The sequence below is a fragment of the Streptomyces sp. NPDC057617 genome, from assembly GCF_042800555.1.
Classification (GTDB): domain Bacteria; phylum Actinomycetota; class Actinomycetes; order Streptomycetales; family Streptomycetaceae; genus Streptomyces.
The window spans coordinates 562,831-588,687 of the sequence record NZ_JBHVGV010000001.1; the positions used below are offsets into that span (position 1 = coordinate 562,831).

Consider the following 25,857-nt stretch of genomic DNA (forward strand, 5'->3'; position numbering starts at 1 on the left):
CACACCCACCTGGGACTAACGGTGTTCCTGTTTCCTCTCTCTTCCCCAACCCCCCCCCCTCCCCCCCCTCCCTCTCCCTTTCCCTCCCCGCCTCTGGCCCGCCAACCCCACGGGAAGGAAAGACTGTTGGACCTCATCGATGAGGAGGCCCGCATACATGCGGCACTGGGTGCTCTCGGCATCGAAGTGCCCGACCGCCTGCACCAGGCCCACAGCGACGACGCGGGACTTCGCCGCGCCGCGTTGTGGGCACTGTTGTGGCGTACGGCAGGAGCCCGCCTCGCCGACGCCACCGAGGGCAGCGACAACTACGAGTACCTCGTCAGCGCGTACGAATGGCCGCTCGCCGAAGACCAGCCCCGCCGCGCCCTGCACGAACTCCGGTTCACCTGCGCCCGGGTCGAGATCATGGCCGGCTCGGTCGCGCCCTGGTCGGTGCCGGTGCATACGGGCGGGGAGGACGACCTGACTGTCGACGGCTGGGCGGCAGCCGCGTTCTGTCTGATAGAAGGCGCCGACGCCCTGCTCAGCCCCCTGGCACATCATTCCAGCGCAGTGCACGCCGCGCACGATGCCGTCGAGCGCTGCCGACACCTTCTCGGCCGAGCGCAGGAGTACCTCGACCGGATCACCGAAGCGATCGGCGACACCGAAGCGATCAGCGACGAGGACCTCGGACCATCACCCAAGGACCGCTGAAGAACCCTTCATCGCCTCGGTCAGGACGTGCAGCAGATGGCGGCCCTGATCGGTCAGGGAGTACATGACCAGGCGGCCGTCGCGGCGCGAGGCGGCGAGGCCGGCGGTACGCAGCAGTCGTACGTGATGGGAGACGAGGTTCTGCGCCTGACCGACGACCCAGGCCAGATCACACACGCACAGTTCCCCGCCTTCGGCGAGAGCTACGGCAATGCTCAGCCGGGTGGGGTCCGCCAGGGCTTTGGCCGCCGCCGCGGCTGCCTCCAAGTCCGGTGTCTTCGAGACACGGCTGCGGATCTCCTCGGCCACCGGCAGGTCGAGGCACAGCAGGTCGCAGGAATCCTTACCCTCCACAGTCACTCTGGCATCCTAACAGTCGTTGATATGTGCACCCCGTATCGCTGGCACATCATATCAATATTCGTTAGTGTATTGATCCTGATGGGGCGGAGAGGGGATCACGATGGGCGCGGAGTGCTGCGCACCGGCCGAGGCGAGTACGCCCGCCGACGACCAGAAACACAACGAAGCGGGCGCGCAACGGCTTTGGCAGGTCCGTGAACTGCAATTCGCGGCAGTGGCGGGCGTGCTGCTCGGAGCGGGGTGGCTGAGCGGCCTCGCCGGAGCGGGGACAGCGGGGCTGGTGTTGGAGTCGGCCGCCGTGGTGGCCGGCGCGTCGACGTTCGTTCCCTCGTCCGTACGTAACGTCGTCAAGCACCGGCACATCGGCGTGGGCACCCTGATGACGATCGCCGCGATCGGCGCGGTCGCGCTGGGCCAGTTCTTCGAAGCCGCGATGCTCGGCGTTCTCTTCTCGATCGCCGAGGGCCTGGAGCACTACGCCGTCGTCCGTACCCGGCGCAGCCTGCGGGCGCTGCTCGACCTCGTCCCCGACACGGCGTCGGTCCTGCGTGCGGGCCGCGAAGTACGGGTCGCCCCCGACGCCTTGGTGCCCGGTGACATCATGCTGCTCCGCCCGGGCGGGCGTGCCGCGACCGACGGCGTCATCCGTACCGGGACCACCAGTCTGGATGTGTCGGCGATCACCGGCGAGTCGATACCCGTTGAGGCGGGCCCCGGCGACACGGTGTACGCGGGTGCCATCAACGGAGGCGGCGCGATCGAGGCCGAGGTCACCGCGCTCGCCGACGACAGCTCCCTCGCCCGTATCGTCCACATCGTCGAGGAGGCGCAGGAGCGCAAGGGCAGCGGACAGCGGCTCGCCGACCGCCTTGCCAGGCCCCTGGTGCCCGGCATCATCGTCCTCGCCGCTCTGGTGGCCGGCCTCGGCGCGCTGTTCGGGGACCCGCTGCTGTGGCTGGAGCGCGCGCTCGTCGTACTCGTCGCCGCCTCGCCGTGCGCGCTGGCCATCGCCGTTCCACTCACGATCGTGGCCGCCATAGGTGCAGCAGGCCGCACCGGGGCCCTGGTCAAGGGCGGACTCGCCGTCGAACAACTCGGCGCCGTACGCACGGTGGCGCTCGACAAGACCGGCACGCTGACCCGTAACGAACCCCGTGTCATCGCCACCGTCCCCAACGCTCCTGCCACCGAAGCCGAGTTGCTGCGACTCGCCGCCGCGCTGGAGTCACGCAGCGAACACCCGCTGGCCGCAGCCATCATCGGCGCCGCCACCGACGTCCCGCTCGCCACCGACGTCACCGCAGTTGTCGGCCACGGCCTCACCGGCCGTATCGGCGCAGCCCAACTGCGGCTCGGCCGCCCCGGGTTCATCGAACCGGGACCGCTGGCCGCCAGTGTCGAACGCCTCCAGACCGAAGGTGCCACCGTCGTTCTCGTCGAACGGAACGGCACACTGCTCGGCGCGATCGCGGTACGGGACGAACTGCGGCCCGAAGCCGTCGAGACCGTACGTGAACTGCACCGCATCGGGGTCCGGGTGACCATGCTCACCGGCGACAACACCCGTACCGCCAGTGCTCTCGCCGCGGCGGCGGGCATCGACGACGTACGGGCCGACCTGCGCCCCGAGGACAAGGCCGCACACATCGCCAAACTCAAGACCACCGGCGCCCGCAGCACCGTGGCCATGGTCGGCGACGGCATCAACGACGCCCCGGCACTCGCCACCGCGGACATAGGCATCGCCATGGGCGCCATGGGCACCGACGTCGCCATCGAGACCGCGGACGCCGCCCTCATGGACGAGGACCTGCGCCACCTGCCCCAACTGCTGCGCCACTCCCGCCGGGCCCGCACCATCATGATCCAGAACATCGGCATGTCCCTGGCCATCATCACGGCCCTCATACCCCTGGCGGCCTTCGGCGTACTGGGCCTGGCCACCGTGGTGTTCATCCATGAACTCGCCGAGGTCCTCGTCATCGCCAACGCCATCCGAGCGGCCCGCACGACCCCGCTCCCGCTCCCCGAAATAAACGACTCCGCACGACTCGCACCGAACCGGGTGTCCCTGCCCGCAGCGGACACGGCCGACCAGCACGGCAGCGGCTGCTGCGAGGGCTGCGCCACAGCCAACGGCACCACAGACACCCCGCCCGACCGGCCGCTCCAGGTGATCGCGATCACGCCCCGCTCAGCCCCGCACTGAACGAACGGCCGCCGCCACTCGTACCCCTCGGTACGCCCAGCCCCACCCGTTCCCGACACCGTACGAGCTGCCCTTGAGCAGCAGGGCGGCTGCCGTGGCGTAGTCGGGTGGGGCGGTAATCGCGGTCAGGGCGGTATCAGTCGCGTCCGCGCCGCCGCGAGAGCCGAACACCGGTCGGGCGCCGGTGTCGATGATGTCCGGACGGGCGACCGGACCCGTACGAACACGATCGGCGGTCAGCAAACCGTCAGCATCGGTCCCCCGAGGAGACAGCACGACCATGGCAACCAAGACGTTGGCCCGCGGCATGGGCACCCTCTTCAAGGACTGCGTACACCCCGAGTCCCGGTGGTCCAAGTGCCCCCACGAGTACAAGATCCGGTACCGCGACGCGGCGGGCAAGCAGACCGAGGAATCCGGCTACGCAACTCAAGACGAGGCGATCGACCGCCTCTCGGAGGTCTACACCGCCAAGAAGGCCGCACGTCCCAACCGTGCCAGGGCTGACCGCATCAAGAAATACGGCGCAATGCGGTTCGAGGAATACGCCAACGAGTGGAAGGCCGGACAGCGCGATCTGGCCGCAAGCTCCCTCCGGCACCGCGACTCGCTCCTGAAGCATCATCCCTTCCCCGCCCTCGGCAGCCGCCGGATGAACACCTTCGACCACAAGGTCGTCGACCGCTTCATCCAGACCATGGAACGCAACAACGTGGGCCTGGCGACCCAGTCCAACGCCTTCGACGTGATCTTCACGCTTGGGCGACTTGTCGCCGGTAGTGGCCGGCCTGGGATCGGGCCTGGTGGCGGCGTCTCCAGTCGGACCAGCCGAGCCGGTGGATGGCGTCGCGGACGGGTTGAACGGCGAGACCGATGAAAAGGTGCTGGATCTCGTTGCAGGTGAGGGGCATGAGGCCGACGGGCACGGGGTTGCGGGCGTGTTCGTCTGCGCGGACGACGGCGAGGAAGGCGTGGGCGAGCATGGCGAGGGTGACCCAGCGGGACCAGGAGGTGTAGCGGCGGACCTGGTGCTCGTCCAGTCCGGCCACGCCCTTTCCGGACTGGAAGAACTGTTCCACTCGCCATCTTGATCCAGCGACTCGCACAAGCTCGGCAAGAGGCGCCGGGCTGGGCGAGTAGCAGCGGTAGTAGGCGAGTTCGCCGGTGGTGCGGTTGCGGCGGATCAGAAGCCGGCGGCTGCCGGGGTGGGGGTTGGTGAAGTCGATGACGGCCCAGTCATAGAGGCGGTGGCCCATCGCCCCGGCCCCGGCGGAGAGCTTCTGCCAGGCCCGCTTGGGCACCTTCTTGCCCAGGGCGTCAGCGTGGAACTTCCCCGCACCGGTGGTGGCTTCGTGCGAGCAGGCCACCGCGAGGACGTAGCCTGCGCCGCGGTCCTCCAGCGTGGTCCGCAGCTTGGGGTTACCGCCGTAGACCTCGTCGCCCGCGACCCATGCGGCCTGGTGGCCGGCGTCCAGGAAACGGGCGACCATGCGGGTGGCCAGCTCCGGCTTGGTGGCGAACGAGGTCTCCTCGGCCAGGCCCGCCGCCCGGCAGCGGTCAGGATCGGAGGTCCAGGACCGCGGAACGGTTCCCGGTCCACGGCAGCGTGCCCGCGCCGACCGGCGTAGACCAGGTAGACGGCAGGGCGTTTTCGATCCGGCCGGCGGTGCCGGTGTACTGGCGCTGGACGCCGACTGTCCGGTGCCCTTCTTCACGTCGCCGGTCTCGTCGACCACCAGCACCGCCTGGTCGTCGTGCAGATGCTCTACCACATAGCCGCGCAGGTCGTCGCGGACGGCGTCGGCATCCCACTTGGCCCGGCTGAGCAGGTGCTGCCTGGCGTCCGGGGTGCACTCCCCAGCCCACTCGGCGATCGTCCAGCAGTTCTTTCGCGGCAGGTCCGACAGGAGTCCGAGCACCAGCCGTCGAGCTCGGTGCCGTGGCTCCACCCGGGCGAAGCGGCCCGTGATTCGGCCCCCATCAGGACCTCGAAGGACTCCTGCCAAAGCGTGGGGTCTAGGCTGTGATCTGCGGTCACCGCATGGTTTTCAGTCTTCACACACCGTTGATCAACGGTGGCCGCCATCGCCTCCGCACCGGCCCCATGGTCAAGACCACGTGATGAGGCAGGGCGTCAGTCAGGCTGGCGCCAAGGCGTGAGGTCGAGCCCCGGATACCGCAGCGCCATCCCGGCCAGCGTCTCCGGTGTCCAGTAGGGATGTCCAGGCGGCGGGAATCCGAACGCCTGGAGCTGACGCGGGGTGGCCCGCTCGACGAACTTGAACCAGTCCCGCTGACCGGCGGAATAGGCCCAGCCCCGGCGCTGCCCCCATTGGACACCGGAGGGACGGAAGTTCAGGTGCATGGTGTATCGGGCGCCGCGCGGCGCGGTCATGGCCGTTCCGCGATGGACGGTACCGATCTCGAAGGCGACGACTGTCCCGGCAGGACCAGCTGCGGACACCTGCGCTTCGTACAGGTGCGGGCTGCCGCTGCCGTCGTGGAAGCGGCTCTTGCTTTCGAGGCCGGCCCGCAGATACCTGTCGGGCACGGCGGGGAGGTCGGCCGTGTGCTTCCGCGGGACAAGGTGCGCCGGGCCGAACTCCTCGGGCACGTCAGCCAGGTACACGAACATCTCCAGCTGGCGGAAGCCGGGCGCACTGCTGGGCACCAGGAGGGTGTGGCCCAGGTAGTCGCGGTGCAGGTCCTGGTCGTAGTCGCTGGCGCCGGCGTACTTCGCCCATGCCTCCGCTCCGTAGATCTGGAAGCCGTCGTCTTCCAGCAGCGTCTCGGCGAGCGTCAGGATCCGGTGGTTCACAGCCAGGAGGCTGATCTCCGTGCTGGCGAACGGGAAGTAGTCGATCCCGGCGAACTGGTCGCCGATGAAGCGCTCGCGTCGCGCATCGGTTGCGTCGTGGAACCCCTCAGCGGATGGGAAGAGCAAGTCCAGTTCGCCCGCCGCAGACTTCAGCTCATCGGGTGGGATGAAACCAGGGAGGATGACGAAGCCGTCTTCCCGCCACGCTTGCGCCGCTACGCTGAGGTCCATCGGGCCAGGATCATCACGGCGGTTGACGCAGGCAAGCGGTTTTCCGGGTAGGTCCTGTCTCCTCGATCACGATCAGGCCCTCGATGCATCGGGCACTCGCCGATTGCGGACCACGTTGCCCTCAAGACTGAGTTGATCAGAGTCCGTTGTCGACCAACAGCTGGGAGCTGAGGGTGTCGTACGCCCATTGCTCCCACTTGGCCGGTGGCCACGCGCGGTCGCGGGTGAGGACCAGGAAGAGCTCGGGGCTGAGGACGGCGTAAATAATGTCCGCCGCTTCTTCGACGGGGATGGCGGGGCGGGCGCCCGGCTTCTTGGTCAGAGACTTCGCCGCTGTTGAGATCACTGAGTACCGCGGGTCTGCCTGATCCGGCCATAGCTCTCGGATCTCCGGGTTGGTTGCTGTCGCGGCGCGGACCATCTCGTTGATGGCCGCAACACGTTCGAGTGTCTTGCGGGTGCCGGCGGTCAGTGCGGCCAGAGCGGACTCGGCGGTAGGCGCGGTCATGATCTCCGCGAACCAGGGCCGGTCCATCGTCGGCACGGGTTCGTCGTCGCCCGCGATCGCGATATCGACAAGTTCCTTGAGCAGCGAGGGCTTGTTCCGAAAGACGAAGTAGATCGTCTGCACTGCCACGCCTGCCCGGTCGGCGATCTCCTGCAGCTTGGTCGCCCCGTAGCCCTGCTCGATGAAGAGCGCGCCGGCCGCCTCGATGATTCGTCGCCGTGTCTCCTGGGCCTGTTTTCCCTGTTTCCCCTTGCCCTCACGCATGACTGGAGTCTATATCTAGAGCTGAACTCTAGAGGTGAACTCTAGTCATTGGAGGGTGGCCATGCGCACGATCGTCAACCGTCAGCAGGCAGAGGCATGGAACGACTGGGAGGGCATCCTCTGGGCCGAACACCCAGAGCGTTACAACGGGATGATGGGCGCGTTCAACGCACCCCTGTTCGCCGCCGCGGGCATCGCGGCCCAGGACCGGGTCCTCGACGTCGGCTGCGGCACCGGCCAGACGACGCGCCTTGCAGCGCAACGGGCGTACGACGGAGGCGTCGTGGGAATCGACCTGTCCGCGCCGATGCTGGAACGCGCCCGCCGTGACGCTGCCGCGGAAGGTCTCGACAACGTCACCTTCGAGCAGGGCGACGCACAGGTGCATCCGTTCCCCGATCGCGGGTTCGATGTCCTCATCAGCCGCGGTGGTGTCATGTTCTTCGCCGACCACGTCGCAGCCTTCACCCATCTCAGGCACGCGCTGGTGCCAGCCGGCCGCCTCGCGTTCCTCGGTCCGCAGCCCGCGGGCCCGGACAGCGCCTATGCCCGTGCGACCGCCGCACTCTCGCCGTTCCTGCGCGAGGCATCCCCCGCTTCCAGGGGTATGGGCTCGCTCCTCGACCCCGCGCGCATCCGCCACGTACTCGCCGCCAGCGGGTTCACCGACATTGAGGTGGCTCCATTTGAGGCGCCCATGACCTTTGGCACCAACGCGGGCGACGCCGCCGACTTCATCTTCTCCATGGGCCCGACGCGCTACAACCTGCGCGATGTCGCCCCGGCGACCATCACCCGTATCCGTGCCGAAGTACACGACGCGCTCACGGAGTTCGAGACCGCAGACGGTGTCCGCGTCCCCGGGGCAGTCTGGATCGTCACAGCGACGCGTGAGCCTGTCTCTTCGAGCAAGTGACGCACTGTTCCAGACGTGATCAGCAGGGGGATCTGACGGACGAGGAGTGGGCACTGCTGAAACCGCTACTGCCGCCGGGTGGCCGTCCGGGCCCGGTGCCTGTGGGTTTGGGAACACGGGTCGGGCAGGCGAGGTGGGCGCGGATGTTCCTGAACCCTCGGCGGACCCGGGCCGGGGTGAGCCGGTCGGCGGCGGTGGGTTTCTCCCAGGGGCGGCGGAGGTCTTCGGCGAGCGTGCAGGACTCGGTCGCCGGCCGGACACTCATCGAGGTATTGCCAAGCCAAGATCACGCCCATAACATCACTCCCGTGAGGTGAAGGCCGTGAGGTTACTAGGGCTCATGGCTACCGCAGGTGAATCCATCCGGTTTGATCAAGGGAGACTGCTGTGAACATCGTTGATCTGCGTCCTGACTTGCGCATGGTGCTCGACAATGGGCCCGGACAGGCCTACCTGCTGCGCCGCGGGTCGGACGCGGTGCTGGTCGACACCGGCATCGCCGGGCAAGGCGAGGCCATCACCGAGGCGTTGCGTGGTTGGGGCCTGGACCGGGAGTCGCTGACCCACGTCGTCTTGACGCACTGGCATCCCGACCACGCCGGGTCGGCCGCCGAACTGGCTGCCTGGCCGAATGTTCGCATCTGGGCGCACCGCGGCGACGCCCCGATCATCCGCGGGGACAGCTACGGCTCGCTTCCCGCCCTCACCCACAACGAGGAGGGGCTCTACGCCCACATCGCCGGCAGCATCCCCGACGCCGCACCTTCCCGTGTCGACCGCGAGCTCGACGACGACGAGATCCTCGACGCGATCGACGCCCGCGTCCTGTCGACTCCCGGCCACACCGACGGCAGCATCGCCTTGCACTTCCCGAACGAGGCCGTCCTGTTCACCGGTGACATCGCCACCGAGCACCAGGGCCAGGTCATACTCGGGCCTTTCAACCATGACCGGCCACTGGCCCGTGAATCCTTCCGCCGCTTCGCCGACATCGATGTCGACACCGTGTGCTTCGGCCACGGTCAACCGCTACGCGGGGACGACACTGCCTTGCTGGGCGCTGCGGCCACCGCCGACGAGGTCCCCGACCCTCTCGGCTGACGCGCGTTCGCACCGATCCAGCGGCGGCGTAAAGTTACGCCCGTGAGCAAAGAGGCTGCTGGGAGCAGAAGGCGCAACGCCCGAGGTGCGGGGCATGCACTACGCGACGACATCGTGACGGCCGCCCGAGAGATCCTCATCGAGGACGGTTACGCGAGCTCGGTGACCCTGCGTGGGCTGGCACGGCGGATCGGCATCGCACCGCAGTCGATCTACCTGCATTTCGCCGGCCCGGACGAGATCGTGCAGGCCGTCACCGTCGAGACCTTCGCCCAACTGGGCCGCTTCATCACGGATGCGACACAAGGAATCGAGGCGCCTCGGGACCGGCTCATCGCCGGCTGCCGCGCCTACATGGCGTTCGGGGTCAACAACCCGAATCTGTACGGACTGCTCTTCCAGCGCAACCGGCTCCTTCGCGGAGCGGAACCCCGCCCCGCCCCCGCAGACGAGCCGGACAACCGCAACCCCGACGCCGGGCCGTTCGCCTACCTCATGGACGGCGTCCGGCTCTGCATCACCGACGGATCCTCCGGCGTAAAAGACGTCCTGTCCACCGCAATGCAATTGTGGGCGGCCATGCACGGCTTTGTTCTGTTGCGCAACAGTTACCAGTTCCCGTGGCCGGACCTTGCCCAAGCCGAGGTAGAGCTCATCAGCTCAATCGCGAGACTCCGCGAGCCCGACTGACTGTGCTGGATTCCTCATCCTCGGCAGGCCCGGGTCAGCGACCCTAAGGGCTGTCCCGTAAACGATCTCCGTCTCAGGGACGTCGGGGGTAGTCAGGGTGATCGGTGTAGGGTGACGCGAGGTCGAGCAGGTCGTCGCATGGCCAGGTCTCACCGTCGTACTGGCAGTCATCGCGGTTGTCCCACGGTAGTTCGGGGTCGCCCGTGGCAGGACTGAGCACATGGCGGGCGAGCACGCGTCGCTTGGCCTCGACCTCCCGCAGGACGCGAGCAGGGTCGTGCAGCGCCACGTGCAGGGCGGCCGTGGGATGGAAGCCGGGGAGTTCTCCTTGGCAGAAGTCGACCGTGTGCCCGTGAGCGGTCCACTCTCCACAGCCGTCGCCGTCGCAGCGTCGGGCCAACTCGGCCTCCTCATCCAGCCGTGCGTGGAGGAACGTCACCAGGTCTTGACTCATGGGGTCATCCTGGACGATGCGCCGAGCCCAGTCGCCTGATTTCCGTGGTGCGGGCAAGCTTCGGCCGGCTGGCTGGCAGTGGGATGATCTTGCCGTGGCTGGTGTGATCACGGTGTCGGAACCGTCCTGGATAGCCCCGTTCACCGGGCTGAGCCCCCGCACCTTCGGCAAGTTGGTGACTCAACTGCGGAACGCAGTTGCCGACGTCGGCGGCCGGGGCCGACCGTGGAAGCTGTCGCTGGAGAACCGGGTGCTGCTGGTCGCCGCGTACTGGCGGACCAACCTCACCATGCGACAACTGGCCCCGCCGTTCGGGGGTGTCGAAGTCGGCCGCTGACCGGGGGATCGACCACCTCGGGCCGAACCTTGCTCTGCAGCCCCGTCGACGGTTCGCCAAGGACGCTGTGCTGATCGTGGACGGCACCCTGGTGCCCACCCGCGATCACAAGGTCGCCGAGCAGTCGAAGAACTACCGCTACTCCACCAACCACCAGGTAGTCATCAACGCCGACACCCGCCTGGTCGTGATCGTCGGCCGACCGCTGCCGGGCAACCGCAACGACTGCCTGGCCTGGGCGGAATCCGGTGCCAGAGCTGCCATCGGCGACACCACGACGATCGCCGACGGCGGCCACCCGCGCACCGGGCTGGTGATGCCGCACCACCACCGCAAGGGCGAGGAACTGCCTGCCTGGAAACAGGACCACAACAAGTCGCACAAGCAAGTACGGGCCCGCGTCGAGCACGCCTTCGCTCGCATGAAGACCTGGAAAATCCTGCGCGACTGCCGCCTACGCGGCGACGGCGTTCACCACGCCATGCTCGGCATCGCCCGCCTGCACAATCTCACCCTCGTCGGCTAGGTGAGCCCCCGCCGGCTCGGGGTCGAGCACATCCCGACCAGCCGGAAGATCATTTATGGGACAGCCCTTAGGGGAGTCCGCGGGGATCATGCCGAGGCGGCTGGCCAAAGGGCAAGGGGATACCGCAGCGCGTTCATCGCCCCGTTGCCCGTGCCGTACGGCAACCCCCCGTTCAACGGGGCGTTCAACCGGCCCGGCAACCAGCCGTTCAACCACCCGTTCTCACCGCTGCGGTCAAACCGCTCCGGAAACCGTCCCTGACCTGCGCCAGTGATGTCCGCGCTGCTGCTCCTAGTCGCCGGACTTCCCCTCTGTACCCTCCCGTTGTCCTCCGCCTTGGCTCGTTCTTTATCCTCCGGCTTCGAATGGTGTCTCGAACTGACTCGCTCATCTTGGGGATTCGCCGGTGGGGATTCGCCGGACGTGTGGGCGGCCTTCGTCTGATCGTGTGTTCCGACCAAGGAATGCACGTGACCAAAACGAAGGCATGAGGGTGAGTCCGCTGGCTGATGCTGTCCGGCGGGAGGCGTTCACGGAAGCGTCACGCTTCCGGGGCGAGCGCCGCGTGAGCCGTTGCGCAGGCGGGCTGCTCGGCTGTCGGTCTTCTCCGGGATGGTGTGTCGGATTCCCCGCCGTCGCAGGTACTCGCGGACGGGGCGGTTGCTGTAATCCTTGCCGGCCGCGAGGCTGTCGGTAAGCAGGCCGGGGCGTACGGGACGTTCTCCCAGGTGCCCACGCGCCCGGAGCCGGAGCGGTTCTTCTTCCTCGATGACGACGCCCGTGATCTGATCGCGCTGCGTCGTACGGACGCGCACCGGCTGGGGGTGGCAGTGCAGATCTCCACGGTCCGTTACGTCGGCCGGTTTCTGGGTGAGGACCCGCTCGCGGTGCCGTGGGAGGTCGTGGAGTACCTGGCCTGGCAACTCGGCATCGAGGACGCCTCGCGCGTGAAGCGGTATCCGGAGCGGCGCAGGACGCCGTACGAACACGCGGCGGAGATCCAGGAGCGGTTCACGTACCGGGACTTCACCGACCGGAAGTGGGGGCGGGAGTTCCGCGGCTTTCTGTACGGGCGGGCGTGGACGCACGCCGAGGGCCCGGTGGCGTTGTTTGACCATGCGGTGACGTGGCTGCGCAAGAACCGGGTGCTGCTGCCCGGGGTGAGCGTGCTGGCCCGGCAGGTGTCGGAGGCCCGCACGGTGGCCGAGCGGCGTGTGTACGAGGCGGTGGCCGGCGCTGCCCACCGGGCCGATCCCGCGCTCGCGCCGGCGCCGGCCGGGCTGCTGGTGGTGCCGGAGGGCAAGCGGGTCTCGGAGCTAGAGCGGCTGCGCACGCCACCGTGAAGTCGACGGGCACCGCGATGGTGCGGGCGATGGAGCGGGTGGAGGAGATCTCCGCGTTCGCGCTGGGGCAGGTGAACCTGTCGCGGGTGCCGGTGAACCGGCTTGTCCACGCCGGCCCGGTACGGGCAGCTGAGCAAGGCCCAGACGATCGAGCGGGCGGGCTTCGGGCCGGACACCATCCTGCTCGTCGAGGATCACGCCCCGTGCGAGGACGGCGAGGACCGTGGGGAACTGATGCTCTCCTTACCGCCCTCGGTCAACCCGCACCTGCTGGGAGCGTTCGCTCGGCCGGTCGCGGACGCCATCCGCACCGTCCTTCGGGCCGCCTGATCGTCTGCCGGTTCGTCAAGAGACCTTGACACCCTCGTTACCCCCCGGGTCTGTCGGCTGGAGCATCTGGTCTGCCTGGGCCGGCAGCGGATGGGGCTCGGTTGACAGGCCGATGGTCGGGTGACAAGTGGGTGCTCACCGCTTGGACGCCGGTACCACCGCCGGCAGGCGAGGTCTGGTCGGATGGGCGCGGCTCATGCTGCCCGTGTTTCGGCGGCCCGCAGGCGCTGAGCCAGTTTGGCCAGTGAGCGTTCCTGCAGGCGCCCGTAGTGCGCGACGCGTACGTCGCCGCGGGCGGCGTCGATGATGGCGAGCTGACTTCGTCGGGCGGTGTCCAGGTCATCGGCGAACAGCGGACGTTCGGCGCCGTGCCGCGGGAAAAAGGCCTCGCCGAAGGCGTCCCCGGCCAGGACGGTGCCGGTGGGCAGCTGCACGCTCGCCGAGCCGGGGGTGTGGCCGGGGGTCCAGAAGGACCGGCCGATGCCGCCGTGCTGGGTGAGGTCCTCATCGTCGTCCAGCTCGAGGTCAGGGATGACCGGTGCTTTCAACCCACGCATGACACTGGGGGCCAGCACCCGGCCGAGGGGCCGGCGCGGGATCACGTGCAGCTGGCCACCGGCGCGCAGCGCGCCGGAATCGGCATGGTGGATGGCCACGCGGGCGCCGGTGGCCTCGCGCAGGGCATCGGCACCGCCGACGTGGTCGTAGTGGAAATGCGTCAGCACGATCAGCTGCAGCTTGGCGTGGGTCTCGGTGAGCTTGGCGAGCACCTTCGGCGCGAGGGCCGGGGTGGCGGCGTCCGGCCCTGGTGCGATGTCGCTGCGTGAGGTCCAGCGTCTCGCCGGCCGCGGCGTACCGTCACTTCCGCGACCGCGACGCGCTCCTGCTGGCGGTCGCCCAGGAGTGCGCCGGGATGCTCGCCGACCACATCGCCGCCGCGCTGGAGGGTGCGCCGCCGTTCACCGGCGAGCCCGCTTCGGCGCGGGGCAGACTGCTGGCGGCGGGCGCGGCCTACCTGGACTTCGCCACCGACAACCCCGGCCTGTACCGGGCGATCTTCATCAGCGACGAGCAGATCGACGAACTGACCGCACCCTCGCAGCGGGCCCAGGGCAGCGCCGGCGACGGCGGCTACAACCTGCTGGTCTCCACGCTGCAGGACGTGGTGAGCGCCACCGGCGGCACACAGCTGAACCCGTGGGACCCGCTGGCTGTCTGGGCAACCTGCCACGGCCTGGCGATGCTGCGCCTGGACGCCGCACTGCGTGTCCTGCCCAAGGAGGCCTTCACCCAGGCCCGGGACCGGGTCCTGGCCACCATCATCGCCGCCGTGCCACTGGAATCCCTCAGTCGCCCGGCCGGGGTGGTGGCATCAGAAAGCCAAGAAGACCGTCCGCGCAGCCACCGGGAGGCGTTCTGAAGGGGAAGAAACAGCCAGCCACTGCTGCTGGATTACGGCAGTGACGGAGTCGGCCACAGGCACAGACCGTGCCGAGGAATGCGGTCATCCACGCACGCGAGTACAGGCATCGACATCTGCGAGGCCGCCCGGACCCCGCAGAGCCTTCAAAAACCCCCTCAAAAACCTAGGTCGTTCAATAACCCCGAACCGCCGTTTTCTGACAGGACCCGTGGCCATGACCGCTCTCGAACCGGCCGAGCCGGGCCTCCTCCTCGCCGAACCACTCGTCCGCACCGAGATCAAGATCGGGAGTGGCCCGGCCCGGAGGTCATGCATCGTGCCGCCGACCTGATCGCGCAGGAGACCGTCGCTGCGGCCAGGCCGGGCGCGCCCGTCGCACCCGGTAGAGCTCAGCCGTCGTGGTGCCCGTACATCGCCCAGGATCTGTTCGTCGGACTCCCCGCGGTGGTACACGCGGAAATGCAGGTGCTGCGACTGCAGAAGTCCGAAGTCGACGGAGCCACAGCAGGGGTCACAGTAAGTAACTTTCCATGCCGGACGGTAACGTCACCGCAACCCTACCGTCCAGCCTCTACTTACCCCCTGCCTCACAGCAGCCCCTTGAGATCACGACGTGGAACGCTCAGCCGAGAAGCCCCTGGTCGGGAGCTGACGAGCCGTCACGAAGGTCAGCATTGGGTCAGCATGAGGTCTGGCACAAACGAGAACAGGCGGCAACACCTGCGACTCGAACCGGCTCTCCCAAGCAGACCTGGACCACCCCGGCCGGTGCACCGGATCGCCCGGCCGCGGGAAAACGACGATCGGCGAATGCCATCCGGCCGACGAACATGAACGTGCAGATCAGCGCGTGCGTCCCCGTGGTTTCAGTGGGGTCGGCGGGAGGGTCGGGGCGGGGAGGCGGGGGCCTTCGAAGCCGTGGACGGTGCCGAAGCGGGTGCCGGTCGTCCAGTCTTCGCGGGCCTGCGCGATGTCCTCGGTGGACCGGCCGATGAAGTTCCACCACATGACGATCTCCTCCTCGAACGGTTCGCCGCCGAGGAGCATCAGGCCCGCGTCGGACTTTGCGTGGAGGGGGAGTTCGGAGCGGCCGCAGCCGAGGTAGAGCATGGAGCCGGGGAGGACCGGGACGCCGTCGACCTCGGCTTCGCCGGACATGGAGAGGACGGCGTACTCGAAGTCCGGTTCGAGGGGGAGGCGGGTCCGGGTGCCGCGGGTGAGGGACAGGTCGGCGCCGGTGAGGGGGGTGTAGGTCGTGCCGGGCGAGGTCGCGCCGTCGAGTGTGCCCAGGATGACGGTGGCGGTCAGTCCCGGGGCCGTGACCGTGGGCAGGTCCGCGTGGTGCTGGAAGTGCGGCTCGACCTGGCGGTGGGCGTCGGGGAGCGCCACCCAGAGCTGGGCGCCGTGCAGAAAGCGGGCGTGGGACTTCGGGCTCTCCTCGGAGTGGGAGATCGCCCGGCCCGATGTCATCAGGCCCAGCTCCCGCGGCCGTACGGTCTGGAGGCTGCCCAGGCTGTCCCGGTGCAGGACCTCGCCCTCGTGCAGCCAGCTCACCGTTTGCAGACCCATGTGCGGGTGCGGCGGCACCTGCATGCCCGGCTCGTCCGCGATGTCGTCCGGGCCGTAGTGATCGACAAAGGCCCACGCGCCCACCATGCGGCGGCCGAGGTTGGGCAGCAGTCTGCGGACCTCGGTGGATTCGCCGAGCTGGACCCGGCGCGGGCTCAGCAGCTCGCGCACCGGTTCGGCGACGACGAAGCCCCGACCGCCGCAGACATTGACGGCGGCCTGACGATCAAGATTGCTCATGGCGCACAACCTAATCCCGTGACGTCCGGAGGGGCAGTATCCAGCGGTATCCGCACCACCGGTACCCCCACCCTATCGATAGTGGAATTTTCAACCACCCATACCTGTTGTGAGCGTACGACACCGGAACAGGAGGGTACGTGGACACCTACTACGAGTACGGGACGGCCGCCGAGCGCTGGGACCGCGCTCAGCTCTTCTTCGAGGCCAAGCAGTATCTGACGGCCGCCCGTATCCTCGCCGGGCTGGTGGCCGAGGTGCCGGAGCAGGTGGCCCCGCGGCTGCTGCTCGCCCGTACGTACTACCACTCGGCGCGGCTGGGGAAGGCGGAGGCCGAGCTGCGCGCCGTACTGGAGCGCGACCCGGTGGAGGCGTACGCGCGGCTCATGCTGGGCCGCACCCTGGAGCGGCAGGGCCGCCGCGCCGAGGCCGCCACCCACCTCCGGATGGCCGCCGCGCTCGCCGGTGAGTTCCCCGTGGAAGAAGCCTGAGGATCGCTACCGCTACGGGCCGGAAGCCGGCTTCCGGCCCGCTCGGCTCCGGTCGGCTCCGGTCGCCCCCTCGGCTCACGGTCGGCCCGCTCGGCCCGCTCGGCTCACGGTCGGCCCGCTCAGCTCACGGTTCCCTCCGCCGCGTGCCACACCGTCGTGATGTCGCAGAACTCGCGGATCCCGTGCCCCGACAACTCCCGCCCGTACCCTGACCTCTTCACTCCCCCGAAGGGCAGCGCCGGGTGCGAGGCCGTCATGCCGTTGAAGAAGATCCCGCCCGCCTCCAGGTCGCGGACGAAGCGGCGTACGTCGTCCTCGTCGCGTGTCCATACGTTGGAACTCAGCCCGAACGGTGTGTCGTTGGCCAGTTCCACCGCCTCGTCCAGATCCGCGGCCCGGTACAGCGTGGCGACCGGGCCGAACGCCTCCTCGTGGTGGATCCGCATCGCGTCGGTGATGCCGGTGAGGACGGTGGGCGCGTAGTACCAGCCCCGCTCGAACTCCTCCGGGCGCCGGGCGCCGCACAGCGCGGTCGCTCCCCGGCTCAGCGCGTCCTCGACGAGTTCCTCCAGGTCGGCGCGGCCCCGCTCGGTGGAGAGCGGGCCGACGTCGGTGGACTCGTCGAGCGGATCGCCCACGGTCAGCTCGCGCATCCCGGCGGTGAACCGCGTGGCGAAGGCGTCGTACACCTTCTCGTGCACGATGAAGCGTTTGGCGGCGATGCACGACTGGCCGTTGTTCTGCACCCGGGCGGTCACCGCGGTCCCGGCCGCCCGCTCGATGTCCGCCGAGGGCATCACGACGTACGGGTCGCTGCCGCCCAGTTCCAGGACGGTCTTCTTGACCTCGTCGCCCGCGATCGCCGCCACCGAGCGGCCGGCGGGTTCGCTGCCGGTGAGTGTGGCGGCGGCCACCCGGGGGTCGCGCAGAACGGATTCGACCGCGTCCGAGCCGATCAGCAGGGTCTGGAAGCAGCCGGCCGGGAAGCCCGCACGCCGGAAGAGATCCTCCAGATAGAGCGCGGTCTGCGGCACGTTCGAGGCGTGCTTGAGCAGGCAGACATTGCCCGCCATCAGGGCCGGGGCGGCGAACCGTACGACCTGCCAGAGCGGGAAGTTCCATGGCATCACCGCGAGCACCACGCCCAGTGGCCGGTAGTGGACCCGCACCCGGGAGGCGCCGCTGTCCTTGACCTCGGCGTCGGCGGGGAGTTCGTCGGCGAGGAGTTCTTCAGCGTGCGCCGCGTACCAGCGCATCGCCTTCGCGCACTTCGCGGCCTCGGCCCGCGCCGCCGCGACCGGCTTGCCCATCTCGGTGGTCATCGTGCGGGCGATGTCGGGTCCGTCCTGGTCCAGCAGCTCGGCCGCGCGGGTCAGCAGCCGGGCACGCTCGTCGAATCCGGTGGTGCGGTAGCGCCGGAACGCGGCGTGGGCGGTGGCGATGCGGCGTTCGGTCTCCTCGGGGCCCAGCGCGTCGAAGGTCTTGAGCGTCTCCCCGGTGGCGGGATTGACCGTGGCGATGGGCATGCGCCGTTCCTCCCCGTATGAACTCCGACAGTCTTGTGAACTCCGACAGTCCTGGCGCAGGAACTCCGGCAGTCCTCGCAGGAACTCCGGCAGTCCTGGACTCCGACAGTCCGACCCTCGCGCGCGCCACCCGCCCCCGCAACCGCACCCCGGCGACCGGGCGCTCTCAGTGGATGATCTTCTCCACCAGCAGCCGCACCCCCGCCGCGATCGAGTCCGCGTCGATCCCCGCCGCCCGGAGCTGCTCGCGCGGTGTCGCCGACCCCGGAACCCGGTCCACCGCCAGCCGTACCAGCCGCTTGGGCGCCGGCCGCCCGTCCGAGAACACCTCGGCCACCGCGTCCCCCACCCCGCCCTGCGGACGGTGGTCCTCCACCGTGATCAGACAGCCCGTGTCGGCCGCCGCGGCCTGGAGGGTGTGCTCGTCGGCCGGCTTGACCGAGTAGAGATCGACGACCCGTACGGGAATGCCCTCGATGGCCAGCAGATCCGCCGCCTTGAGGCACTCGTGCACGGTGACGCCGGCGCCGATCAGGGTCACCCGGTCGCCGTCCGAGCGGCGGAGCACCTTGCTGCCGCCGACGGGGAACTCCTCGTCGGGCCCGTAGATCACCGGGGTCGCTCCCCGGAGCGTACGGAGATAGCGGATGCCCGAGAGGGCGTGCATGTCCGCCACCAGCCGTGCCGTCTGATTGGCGTCGCAGGGGTGCAGCACCGTGGTGCCGTGCACCGCGCGGAACATCGCCAGGTCCTCCAGGCCCATCTGCGACGGACCGTCCTGCCCGATCGAGACGCCCGCGTGCGAGCCGACCACATTGATCGAGGCCCGGCCGACGGACGCCATCCGCAGGAAGTCGTGCGCGCGGGTCAGGAACGCCGCGAAGGTCGAGGCGAAGGGGACGAAGCCCAGCGCCTGCATCCCGACGGCCGCCGCGATGAGCTGCTGTTCGGCGATGTAGCACTCGAAGAACCGGTCGGGGTGCTCCTTCGCGAAGAACTCCACCCGGGTGGAGTCGCTAACCTCGCCGTCGAGCGCGACGACCTCGCCCTTGGCCGTACCGAGCGCGGCGAGCGCCCTTCCGTACGCGTCGCGGGTGGCGACCGAGTCGCCCACCTCGTAGCGCGGGAGTTCGAGGGTGACGGGGTGCCTGGCGGTACGGGCGGGGGTCTCGGCTGCGGCGGGCTTCGCCACGGAGACCCGGATGGAGCGCCGGCCGCCCAGCTCCTCGATCGCGCTCTCGGCGTCGGGCAGCGGCTTGCCGTGCATGCCCTCGCGGTCCTCGACGGAGGCGACGCCCTTGCCCTTCCGGGTGCCCGCGATGATCGCGGTCGGCCTGCGGCCGGTCGACCGGGCCTCGTTGAAGGCCGCGTCGACGGCGTCGACATCATGGCCGTCGATCTCGACGGTGTGCCAGTCGAACGCGCGGAGCCTGCGGCCGTACGCCTCCAGGTCCCGCTGGTGGCGGGTGGGGCCGCGCTGGCCGAGCCGGTTGACGTCGATGACAAGGGTCAGCGAGTCGAGATGCTCGACCCCGGCGTGCTCGATCGCCTCCCACACCGATCCCTCGGCCATCTCGCTGTCGCCGGAAAGCACCCAGACGTGGTACGGGGTACGGCCCAGCCGCTGGCCCGCGAGCGCCATGCCGACCCCCACGGGCAGTCCCTGGCCCAGCGAGCCGGTGGCGACATCGACCCAGGGAAGTTCCGGCGTCGGATGGCCTTCGAGCCGGCTGCCGAGGGTGCGGTAGGTGAGGAACTCCTGCTCGTCGATCGCGCCCGCCGCCAGATACATGGAGTACAGCAGCGGTGTGGCATGGCCCTTCGAGAAGATGAGCCGGTCGTTGCCGGGATGGGCGGGGCGGTCGAAGTCGTAGCGGAGGTGCTTGGCGAGCAGTACCGCCATCAGGTCGGCCGCGGACATGGAGGAGGTCGGATGGCCCGATCCGGCCTTGTCCGCGACCCGTACCGAGTCGACCCTCAACTGCTGTCCCAGTTCGGCCAGTTCTTCGCTGTTCATGTCACTCCTCGCGGGGTGTGCGGTGTGGGTCGGTGGTATCGGGTCCGCCGGGCACGCGCGCCAGCTCGGGCGACGACGATTCGAGCGGTACGGTCCACGACCGGACCAGACCGAGCTGTACGGCCTGGCGCGGCAGGACCGATTCGAGTAGCCAGTCGGCGGCGACGCGCACCCGGTTGCCCGGCATGGCCGCCAGGTGGTAGCCGCGGGTGACGGCGCCGGCGAGCGGTCCGGACAGCGGCACCCCGAGCGGGTTGGCCGCGGCCTTGACCCCGCCGAGGTCCACGACGAAGCCCAAGTCGTTGTGCCGGTAGGTCTGTTGCTCGCCGTGGCCGAGGGAGGCGATCACATTGTGGCCGGCGACCCTGCCCTGCCTGCTCGCGTGCTGGGCGGTCATCGGGGTGAACCGGCCCGGCCGGGTGAGGTCCGGTACGGCCGCGGCGTCACCGCAGGCGAACACCTCGGGGTGGCCGGGCACATTGAGCTGCGGATCGACCAGCAGCCGGCCCCGCTCGACGGGCAGGCCGACTCCGGAGACCAGCGGGTCGGGCCGTACGCCCACGCACCACACCAGGGTGTGGGTCTCGATGAACTCGCCGTCGTCCAGGGTCACTCCGGTCGGTCCGGCGCGTTTGACGGAGGTACGGGTCCGTACGTCCACGCCCCGCCTGCGAAGCACCCGGTCCGCGGTGGTGGAGAGCCTGCGGTCCAGTTCGGGCAGGACGCGCGGGGCGATGTCGAGGAGCAGCCAGCGGGGCTTGCGCGTATGGCGCCAGGCGGGCTGCTTGCGGACCAGGGCGTCGGTGAAGAGCTGGCCCTGGGCGGCGACTTCGGTACCGGTGTAGCCCGCCCCGACCACGACGAAGGTGGTACGGGCGGCCGCCTCGCCATGGTCGGCGGTGTCGGCGGCCAGCTCTATCTGGCGGGTGACATGGTCGCGCAGATAGAGCGCCTCGGGCAGCCCGCGGAAGCCGTGCGCGTACTCGGCGATTCCGGGCACCGGCAGCAGCTTGTTGACACTGCCCACGGCCAGGACGAGCCGGTCGTAGGTCAGCTCGCCGCGCTCACCCTCCGGTCCCCGGTAGCCGACACACCGCGATTCGAGGTCGACATGGTCGGCCTCGCCGAGGACGAGCCGTACCCGCGGCAGCGTCCCGGGGAGGGAGACGGTCACCCGGCGGGGCTCCAGAATGCCCGCGGCGACCTGGGGCAGGAGTGGGAGATAGAGAAAGTAGTCCGTGGGGTTCAGCAGGACCACTTCCGCTCTGTCCTTCAGGCGGCGGGAGAGCGTGTGGGCGGCTTCGTAGCCGGCGAATCCGGCCCCGACGATGACGATGCGCTTCTGGCTCACGTTCGACTCCGGACTGTGACATAACGGGTCGTACGGGACGACTTGTCACGTGCCCGCCGAGGGCGGCGACAAACACCCCGGCCCGCCCGGCGCCCCTCACACCCCGCCGCGCGAGCCGCCCCACCTGGGCTTCTGCCGCCGGTTGACACGGTGGGGAGAGGTGGGAAGGTGGACGCAGAGGAAGGAGCCGCCCCTTCCGACGGGCAGGACCCCGACGCGTCGGCGCACGGCCGGCGTGCGGGGAGCGAGGAGTACGACGTGAGCGGCGACGGCGACGAGAGCGACGAGCTGATGGGTGACGAGGTCTACCAGCCGGACGGCTCGGAGATCATCGACGACGAGGGCATCCTCGACCCCGAGGACACCCTGCTCGACCGTGGCTCCGACCCCTTCGACGAGGGCTGGTCGCCGCCGGAGCGCCCGCTGGGCGTGGAGCACACCGGCACGACGGCCGCCGAGCAGCGCAGGGGCGAGACGCTGGACCAGCGGCTCGCCGAAGAAGTCCCCGATCTGACGGCCCCGGTGGGCGACGGCATCGGCGATCTCCCGTACGGAGAGGGCGAGACGCTCGACGACGAGGTCGGCGACGATCGCTCGGGGCGGCTGGTGGCGCCCGACGAGGGAGCACACGAGGACGCCGAGAAGGACATGATCGCCAGCGATGTGGGGATCGACGGTGCCGCGGCGTCGGCGGAGGAGGCCGCGGTGCATCTCATTCCGTATGCGGAGGAGTCCGAGATTCCATATGCCGGTGAGGACGAGATGCCGTACGGCGAAGAGGACGAGTACGGGCCGGGGTGAGCCGCACAGCCGTGCAGCCGTGCAGCCGTGCAGCCGTGCAGCCGTGCAGCCGTAAGAAAGAGCACGAGAAGCGCCGTACACCGGAAGCGGGTGAACTCCCGCGTGGTGTACGGCGCTTCTCGTGTCCGGCACTTCGGCTCGGGACACCCGCGGTCAGACCGGCACGGGAACGGCCGGCCAGGCCGGGAGAGCCGGAAGCCCCGGGAAGGGGGCGGGCTCCGGGACCGGCTGGCACCGCGCGGCGTCGAGCCCGCTGAGCGGGGCCCACGGCCCCCGCGGTATGTCCTGCGGGCTGCGCACACTTCTGGTGAACCAGATGACCTTGCCCCAGGCCGTGGGGCAGGTGCCCCAGCTGTCGCTCAGCGCGGCGACCCGCGCCAGCCCTCCGCCACCGCCCGCGGTGTGCAGCCGGGGCATCCGCGGGCCGTTGTCCTCCACGGACACCGTGAGATGGCGGCCCGTCCAGCGCAGTTCGATCACACAGTGGTTGTCGTCGTCGGCATGGCGGTGGACATTGGTCAGGAGTTCGGTTACGGCCCTGCCGACGGGATCGACGTGCAGTTCGAGTTTCCAGTGCCGGAGATGGGCTGCGACGATGCGCCGGAGCTGCGCGACGCGCTCCGGGGAGGCGTGCAATTCCACCACGTAGTGACGGGCGAGTGGAACTGTCATGGTCGAGGCTCCTCACACAGAGGCCCACAGGCTTCGCCCCGTTGTACCCCTGCCGCCGGCGTCAACCACGTACCACTACCGCGTACCGCTGCTGACGACGTACCAACGACCCCCGAGCACGAAGCGTGAGCGATAACCACTTCTGGGTCATCCTCAGGGTGAGGTCGCCCCTCCATGACCGCAACACGAAGGCGCTTCACGCCCAGGACAGCGGCGCTTACCGGCTCTCCAGGCGCACCTGGATCTCCTCCTCCTGGTCGCCGAAGGCCGTGCCGACATCACGGACGGTGAACACGGAGGCCAGGGTCTTCCGCATGCTGTCCACCGCGGTGTAGCCGCCCTGGAGGGTGGCCGTCAGCGGCGCGCCCAGCTTCGCGGGCCCCGGCTTCCTGCGCATGTGGGAGGCGTCGTACGTCGCGATCCACACGGTGGGGCGGCGCTCGGCCACTTCCCGGGGGATGTCGTCGGCGGCGCGGTCACAGGCGAAGGCCGTGCGCAGCACGCCGAACACGGCGTGCGCGTCCTCCTTCGCCCCGTTGGTGAGCGCCACCACGACCTCGTCCACGGGCTGGTGCGTACCCTTCGCGGGACTCTTCGCAGGGCTCTTCGCGCGACTCTTCACGGGTATCTCCTCTCCTGGTCCTCGGATCCCGGGTTTCTTCAGGCCTAGATCCCGAGTTCCTTCAGGAACGTCGAGCAGAAGGCGTCGAGGTCCGCCGGTTTCCTGCTGGTGATCAGGGTGCTGGGCGCGGAGGTGTCGACCATGACCTGGTCGTCGACCCAGGTGGCGCCCGCGTTGCCGAGATCGGTCCGCAGGCTCGGCCACGAGGTCATCGTCCTGCCCTGCACCACATCGGCCTCGATCAGCGTCCATGGCGCATGGCAGATCGCCGCCACCGGCTTGCCGGCGTCGAAGAAGCCCTTGACGAACGACACGGCCTTCGGGTCCATCCGCAGGGCGTCCGGATTGGCGACGCCCCCGGGCAGGACCAGCGCGTCGTAGTCGTCGGCGCTGCTCTCGGACACCGTGCTGTCGACGGGGAAGGTGTCCGCCTTGTCCAGGTGGTCAAAGGCCTGGATCTCCCCCGGTGCCGTGGAGACCAGTACGCGGTCGCCGCCGGCGTCGCCCACGGCCTTCCACGGTTCGGTCAGCTCGGCCTGCTCCACGCCTTCGGGGGCCATGAGGAATGCCACTCGCATGGGATTCACACTCTTCTCGCGCAGAACCGCTGTCCTGCTGTTGTGTTCGGTTCGTATCTCTCTCCTCTTACTTGTGAAATTCTTCCCGATTTCCGGCGGGCGGGCGCGTCGGGGCGGTGGCGGTACGGAGGCGTCCCGCCAGGTCCGCGGTCCGGTGGCGCAGCCGCTGGAACGGGGTGGGCGGGAGTTCGCGGGCCGCGCCGCGCGCGTAGTACCGCTCGACGTAGAACTGGCCGACGGACAGCACACTGGTGACCGCGATGTACCAGAGGGTCGCCACCATCAGCAGCGGGATCACCTGGTACGTACGGTTGTAGATGAGCTGCACCGAGAACAGCAGGTCCTGTACGGCGAGGACGCTGACGATGCTCGTCCCCTTCAGGGTGCCGATGAGCATATTGCCCGCGGTGGGGACGATGGAGCGCATCGCCTGCGGCACGATGATCCGGCGCAGCACCCGCCACCGGCTCAGCCCCAGGGACTGCGCGGCCTCGGTCTGGCCGCCGTCCACGGACAGGATGCCGCCGCGCACCACCTCCGCCGCGTAGGCCGCCTCGTGCAGGGTGAGCCCGATCAGGGCGGTGAGTCCGGCGCCGAAGAGGTTCACGGTCTTGAAGGTGAGGAATTCGGGGCCGAAGGGGATCCCGATGCCGAGCGTCGGATAGAGCGCGCCGATGTTGAACCAGAACAGGAGCTGTACGAGCAGCGGGGTGGATCTGAAGATCCATACGTATCCCCAACTGATCGTGCGCAGCACGGGGTTGGCGGAGAGCCGCATGACGGCGAAGACGGTGCCGATGAGGAAGCCCAGCACCATCACGCCCGCGGTCAGCCAGAGGGTGAGGAGCAGTCCGTCCAGTACGGCGGGTGTGGTGAAGTACTGGCCCACCACGCTCCATTGGAACCGCTCGTTGCGGACGACCGAGTTGACGGCCATCGCCAGAACGAGCAGCGCCACGGCGCCGGACAGCCACCGTCCGATGTGGCGGCGGGGCACGATACGGGTGATCTCATCGGCCCCGGGCGGTGACAGATCCCGCTTCGGAGAGGCCGCACCTGAGGAGGACGCGCCTGAAGAAGGCGTGTCCGAAGGGGACGGGTCCCGCTTCGGAGGGGTCGACGGGCCTGATACGCCGAGGACATCGGGGGTTGCGGACATGAGGAGGCTCCGGCGGGAGAGAGCGGGCGGCGGTGGTCTGCGTACTCCGGACGTCTTCGCGCACACCGCGTCCCTCAACACGGCCGGTACGCTCCGGTGTTGGCGCCGGTTTCACTGAACAGACCGGCGCGCACAGGGTCGTACGTCCCTCGATCGTACGGGCGGACTCGGCGCCCTTGTCAAGGAGCGGCAAGGAGCGGCGGTGCCCGACCACAGTGCGAGCACCGGTTGACTTCGGTGAACGGACCGTGCTCAATTGGCTCCATGCAGAAGCAGCTGCCGTTGGTCACCCGCGGCCACATCGACTTCGGTCGAGTGTGGTCCGCCTCTTGTTGCGCCTAGCCGTAGCACCTGACCCGGCAGCGGGCCGTCCGACCGGCCCCTCCCTCCCTCGGTGATTCCGTGGCGGGCCTCTCTCCGCTTCCTCTCCGGGCGCGCGCTGCCGCCGTCGTCTTCCTGACGTTCCACGCGCCATTCCGCTGTCTGCGCCACCACTTCTGAGTCTGTCCGCACCACCACTTCCGAGTTCCGCCCGCAGCTTCGCCTGCCCGCGTCCGCCACAGCTCTTCCGTCGAGCCGCTGTCCCGCGGTGTGTGCCCAGGGGTTCCTTCGGCATGCC

At 69.2% G+C, this 25,857-nt stretch carries 22 protein-coding genes and 3 pseudogenes; 10 read left to right on the forward strand and 15 right to left on the reverse strand.

Going from position 1 to position 25,857, the window contains the following annotated elements:
• Positions 1–126 precede the first annotated feature (126 nt).
• Complete coding sequence (locus ACFU9P_RS02570; protein ID WP_384077331.1) at positions 127–699, forward strand: hypothetical protein; 573 nt, start codon at positions 127–129, stop codon at positions 697–699.
• Here the strand turns inward: ACFU9P_RS02570 and ACFU9P_RS02575 are convergent.
• Complete coding sequence (locus ACFU9P_RS02575) at positions 682–1,059, reverse strand: ArsR/SmtB family transcription factor (protein ID WP_384077333.1); 378 nt, start codon at positions 1,057–1,059, stop codon at positions 682–684. The genes ACFU9P_RS02570 and ACFU9P_RS02575 overlap by 18 nt on opposite strands.
• Before the next feature lie 103 nt (positions 1,060–1,162).
• Here ACFU9P_RS02575 and ACFU9P_RS02580 point away from each other — a divergent pair, with 103 nt between their 5' ends.
• Positions 1,163–3,271, forward strand: a complete 2,109-nt coding sequence (locus ACFU9P_RS02580; RefSeq protein ID WP_384077335.1) for a heavy metal translocating P-type ATPase — start codon at positions 1,163–1,165, stop codon at positions 3,269–3,271.
• 752 nt (positions 3,272–4,023) lie between these two features.
• Here ACFU9P_RS02580 and ACFU9P_RS02585 read toward each other — a convergent pair.
• From ACFU9P_RS02585 to ACFU9P_RS02595, 3 genes are all read right to left on the reverse strand, one after another.
• Positions 4,024–5,190: an IS701 family transposase gene (locus tag ACFU9P_RS02585; RefSeq protein WP_384077337.1), complete on the reverse strand. Its 1,167-nt coding sequence runs from the start codon at positions 5,188–5,190 to the stop codon at positions 4,024–4,026.
• A gap of 215 nt (positions 5,191–5,405) precedes the next feature.
• A complete protein-coding gene (locus ACFU9P_RS02590) occupies positions 5,406–6,320 on the reverse strand; it encodes a phytanoyl-CoA dioxygenase family protein (RefSeq protein ID WP_384077339.1) in 915 nt (304 codons plus the stop codon).
• 136 nt (positions 6,321–6,456) lie between these two features.
• Positions 6,457–7,092, reverse strand: a complete 636-nt coding sequence (locus ACFU9P_RS02595; RefSeq protein ID WP_384077340.1) for a TetR/AcrR family transcriptional regulator — start codon at positions 7,090–7,092, stop codon at positions 6,457–6,459.
• 61 nt (positions 7,093–7,153) lie between these two features.
• Here ACFU9P_RS02595 and ACFU9P_RS02600 point away from each other — a divergent pair, with 61 nt between their 5' ends.
• On the forward strand, positions 7,154–8,008 hold the full coding sequence (locus tag ACFU9P_RS02600; protein ID WP_384077342.1) for a class I SAM-dependent methyltransferase: 855 nt from the start codon (positions 7,154–7,156) through the stop codon (positions 8,006–8,008).
• 73 nt (positions 8,009–8,081) lie between these two features.
• Here the strand turns inward: ACFU9P_RS02600 and ACFU9P_RS02605 are convergent.
• Positions 8,082–8,240: pseudogene (locus ACFU9P_RS02605) on the reverse strand (transposase); the annotation flags it as partial.
• Between the two features lie 155 nt (positions 8,241–8,395).
• Here ACFU9P_RS02605 and ACFU9P_RS02610 point away from each other — a divergent pair.
• Positions 8,396–9,109 (forward strand): MBL fold metallo-hydrolase, encoded by a 714-nt coding sequence (locus ACFU9P_RS02610; protein ID WP_384077343.1) that lies wholly within the window; start codon positions 8,396–8,398, stop codon positions 9,107–9,109.
• Positions 9,110–9,151: 42 nt separating this feature from the next.
• Positions 9,152–9,799: a TetR/AcrR family transcriptional regulator gene (locus ACFU9P_RS02615; protein WP_384077345.1), complete on the forward strand. Its 648-nt coding sequence runs from the start codon at positions 9,152–9,154 to the stop codon at positions 9,797–9,799.
• A gap of 73 nt (positions 9,800–9,872) precedes the next feature.
• Here the strand turns inward: ACFU9P_RS02615 and ACFU9P_RS02620 are convergent, their stop codons facing one another.
• Positions 9,873–10,253 carry a DUF6221 family protein gene (locus ACFU9P_RS02620; protein ID WP_384077347.1) on the reverse strand — a complete coding sequence of 127 codons (381 nt, stop codon included), beginning with the start codon at positions 10,251–10,253 and terminating at the stop codon, positions 9,873–9,875.
• Between the two features lie 94 nt (positions 10,254–10,347).
• Between ACFU9P_RS02620 and ACFU9P_RS02625 the strand changes: the two are divergent.
• Both ACFU9P_RS02625 and ACFU9P_RS02630 read left to right on the forward strand, forming a co-directional pair.
• A pseudogene (locus ACFU9P_RS02625) lies at positions 10,348–11,116 on the forward strand (transposase).
• A gap of 668 nt (positions 11,117–11,784) precedes the next feature.
• Positions 11,785–12,645: pseudogene (locus tag ACFU9P_RS02630) on the forward strand (DUF4158 domain-containing protein); the annotation flags it as partial.
• 338 nt (positions 12,646–12,983) lie between these two features.
• Here ACFU9P_RS02630 and ACFU9P_RS02635 read toward each other — a convergent pair.
• Positions 12,984–13,604: an MBL fold metallo-hydrolase gene (locus tag ACFU9P_RS02635; protein ID WP_384077901.1), complete on the reverse strand. Its 621-nt coding sequence runs from the start codon at positions 13,602–13,604 to the stop codon at positions 12,984–12,986.
• 8 nt (positions 13,605–13,612) lie between these two features.
• Here ACFU9P_RS02635 and ACFU9P_RS02640 point away from each other — a divergent pair, with 8 nt between their 5' ends.
• Entirely contained in the window at positions 13,613–14,209 is a 597-nt protein-coding gene (locus ACFU9P_RS02640; protein WP_384077349.1) for a TetR/AcrR family transcriptional regulator, read from the forward strand.
• Between the two features lie 846 nt (positions 14,210–15,055).
• On the opposite strand, the gene ACFU9P_RS02645 is transcribed toward ACFU9P_RS02640, so the two are convergent.
• Positions 15,056–16,021, reverse strand: a complete 966-nt coding sequence (locus tag ACFU9P_RS02645; RefSeq protein ID WP_384077350.1) for a pirin family protein — start codon at positions 16,019–16,021, stop codon at positions 15,056–15,058.
• Positions 16,022–16,161: 140 nt separating this feature from the next.
• On the opposite strand from ACFU9P_RS02645, the gene ACFU9P_RS02650 reads away from it, so the two are divergent.
• Complete coding sequence (locus ACFU9P_RS02650) at positions 16,162–16,512, forward strand: tetratricopeptide repeat protein (RefSeq protein WP_384077352.1); 351 nt, start codon at positions 16,162–16,164, stop codon at positions 16,510–16,512.
• A 119-nt stretch (positions 16,513–16,631) separates the two neighbouring features.
• Here ACFU9P_RS02650 and ACFU9P_RS02655 read toward each other — a convergent pair whose 3' ends face one another.
• The 3 genes from ACFU9P_RS02655 to ACFU9P_RS02665 all read right to left on the reverse strand — a co-directional run bounded on the left by ACFU9P_RS02655 (position 16,632) and on the right by ACFU9P_RS02665 (position 21,406).
• Positions 16,632–18,038 carry an NADP-dependent succinic semialdehyde dehydrogenase gene (locus tag ACFU9P_RS02655; RefSeq protein ID WP_384077354.1) on the reverse strand — a complete coding sequence of 469 codons (1,407 nt, stop codon included), beginning with the start codon at positions 18,036–18,038 and terminating at the stop codon, positions 16,632–16,634.
• A 166-nt stretch (positions 18,039–18,204) separates the two neighbouring features.
• Positions 18,205–20,055 carry a transketolase gene (locus tag ACFU9P_RS02660; RefSeq protein ID WP_384077356.1) on the reverse strand — a complete coding sequence of 617 codons (1,851 nt, stop codon included), beginning with the start codon at positions 20,053–20,055 and terminating at the stop codon, positions 18,205–18,207.
• Position 20,056: 1 nt separating this feature from the next.
• Positions 20,057–21,406 (reverse strand): NAD(P)/FAD-dependent oxidoreductase, encoded by a 1,350-nt coding sequence (locus ACFU9P_RS02665; protein WP_384077358.1) that lies wholly within the window; start codon positions 21,404–21,406, stop codon positions 20,057–20,059.
• A 291-nt stretch (positions 21,407–21,697) separates the two neighbouring features.
• Here ACFU9P_RS02665 and ACFU9P_RS02670 point away from each other — a divergent pair, with 291 nt between their 5' ends.
• Positions 21,698–22,207, forward strand: coding sequence for a DUF5709 domain-containing protein (locus tag ACFU9P_RS02670; protein ID WP_376386590.1), 510 nt, complete (start codon positions 21,698–21,700; stop codon positions 22,205–22,207).
• A gap of 153 nt (positions 22,208–22,360) precedes the next feature.
• On the opposite strand, the gene ACFU9P_RS02675 is transcribed toward ACFU9P_RS02670, so the two are convergent.
• The 4 genes from ACFU9P_RS02675 to ACFU9P_RS02690 all read right to left on the reverse strand — a co-directional run bounded on the left by ACFU9P_RS02675 (position 22,361) and on the right by ACFU9P_RS02690 (position 25,238).
• Entirely contained in the window at positions 22,361–22,879 is a 519-nt protein-coding gene (locus tag ACFU9P_RS02675) for an ATP-binding protein (protein WP_384077360.1), read from the reverse strand.
• A 217-nt stretch (positions 22,880–23,096) separates the two neighbouring features.
• Complete coding sequence (locus ACFU9P_RS02680) at positions 23,097–23,501, reverse strand: hypothetical protein (RefSeq protein WP_376386569.1); 405 nt, start codon at positions 23,499–23,501, stop codon at positions 23,097–23,099.
• A gap of 44 nt (positions 23,502–23,545) precedes the next feature.
• Positions 23,546–24,079 carry a type 1 glutamine amidotransferase domain-containing protein gene (locus ACFU9P_RS02685; protein WP_376386571.1) on the reverse strand — a complete coding sequence of 178 codons (534 nt, stop codon included), beginning with the start codon at positions 24,077–24,079 and terminating at the stop codon, positions 23,546–23,548.
• Between the two features lie 67 nt (positions 24,080–24,146).
• Positions 24,147–25,238: an amino acid ABC transporter permease gene (locus ACFU9P_RS02690; RefSeq protein ID WP_384077362.1), complete on the reverse strand. Its 1,092-nt coding sequence runs from the start codon at positions 25,236–25,238 to the stop codon at positions 24,147–24,149.
• Positions 25,239–25,857: the final 619 nt, after the last annotated feature.

Excerpts from the sequence above, each read along its gene's own strand:
- ACFU9P_RS02580 (WP_384077335.1), top strand. The coding sequence starts at position 1,163 with ATGGGCGCGGAGTGCTGCGCACCGGCCGAGGCGAGTACGCCCGCCGAC.
- ACFU9P_RS02590 (WP_384077339.1), bottom strand. The coding sequence starts at position 6,320 with ATGGACCTCAGCGTAGCGGCGCAAGCGTGGCGGGAAGACGGCTTCGTC.
- ACFU9P_RS02595 (WP_384077340.1), bottom strand. The coding sequence starts at position 7,092 with ATGCGTGAGGGCAAGGGGAAACAGGGAAAACAGGCCCAGGAGACACGG.
- ACFU9P_RS02600 (WP_384077342.1), top strand. The coding sequence starts at position 7,154 with ATGCGCACGATCGTCAACCGTCAGCAGGCAGAGGCATGGAACGACTGG.
- ACFU9P_RS02620 (WP_384077347.1), bottom strand. The coding sequence starts at position 10,253 with ATGAGTCAAGACCTGGTGACGTTCCTCCACGCACGGCTGGATGAGGAG.
- ACFU9P_RS02645 (WP_384077350.1), bottom strand. The coding sequence starts at position 16,021 with ATGAGCAATCTTGATCGTCAGGCCGCCGTCAATGTCTGCGGCGGTCGG.
- ACFU9P_RS02655 (WP_384077354.1), bottom strand. The coding sequence starts at position 18,038 with ATGCCCATCGCCACGGTCAATCCCGCCACCGGGGAGACGCTCAAGACC.
- ACFU9P_RS02660 (WP_384077356.1), bottom strand. The coding sequence starts at position 20,055 with ATGAACAGCGAAGAACTGGCCGAACTGGGACAGCAGTTGAGGGTCGAC.
- ACFU9P_RS02670 (WP_376386590.1), top strand. The coding sequence starts at position 21,698 with ATGGGTGACGAGGTCTACCAGCCGGACGGCTCGGAGATCATCGACGAC.
- ACFU9P_RS02675 (WP_384077360.1), bottom strand. The coding sequence starts at position 22,879 with ATGACAGTTCCACTCGCCCGTCACTACGTGGTGGAATTGCACGCCTCC.
- ACFU9P_RS02685 (WP_376386571.1), bottom strand. The coding sequence starts at position 24,079 with ATGCGAGTGGCATTCCTCATGGCCCCCGAAGGCGTGGAGCAGGCCGAG.
- ACFU9P_RS02690 (WP_384077362.1), bottom strand. The coding sequence starts at position 25,238 with ATGTCCGCAACCCCCGATGTCCTCGGCGTATCAGGCCCGTCGACCCCT.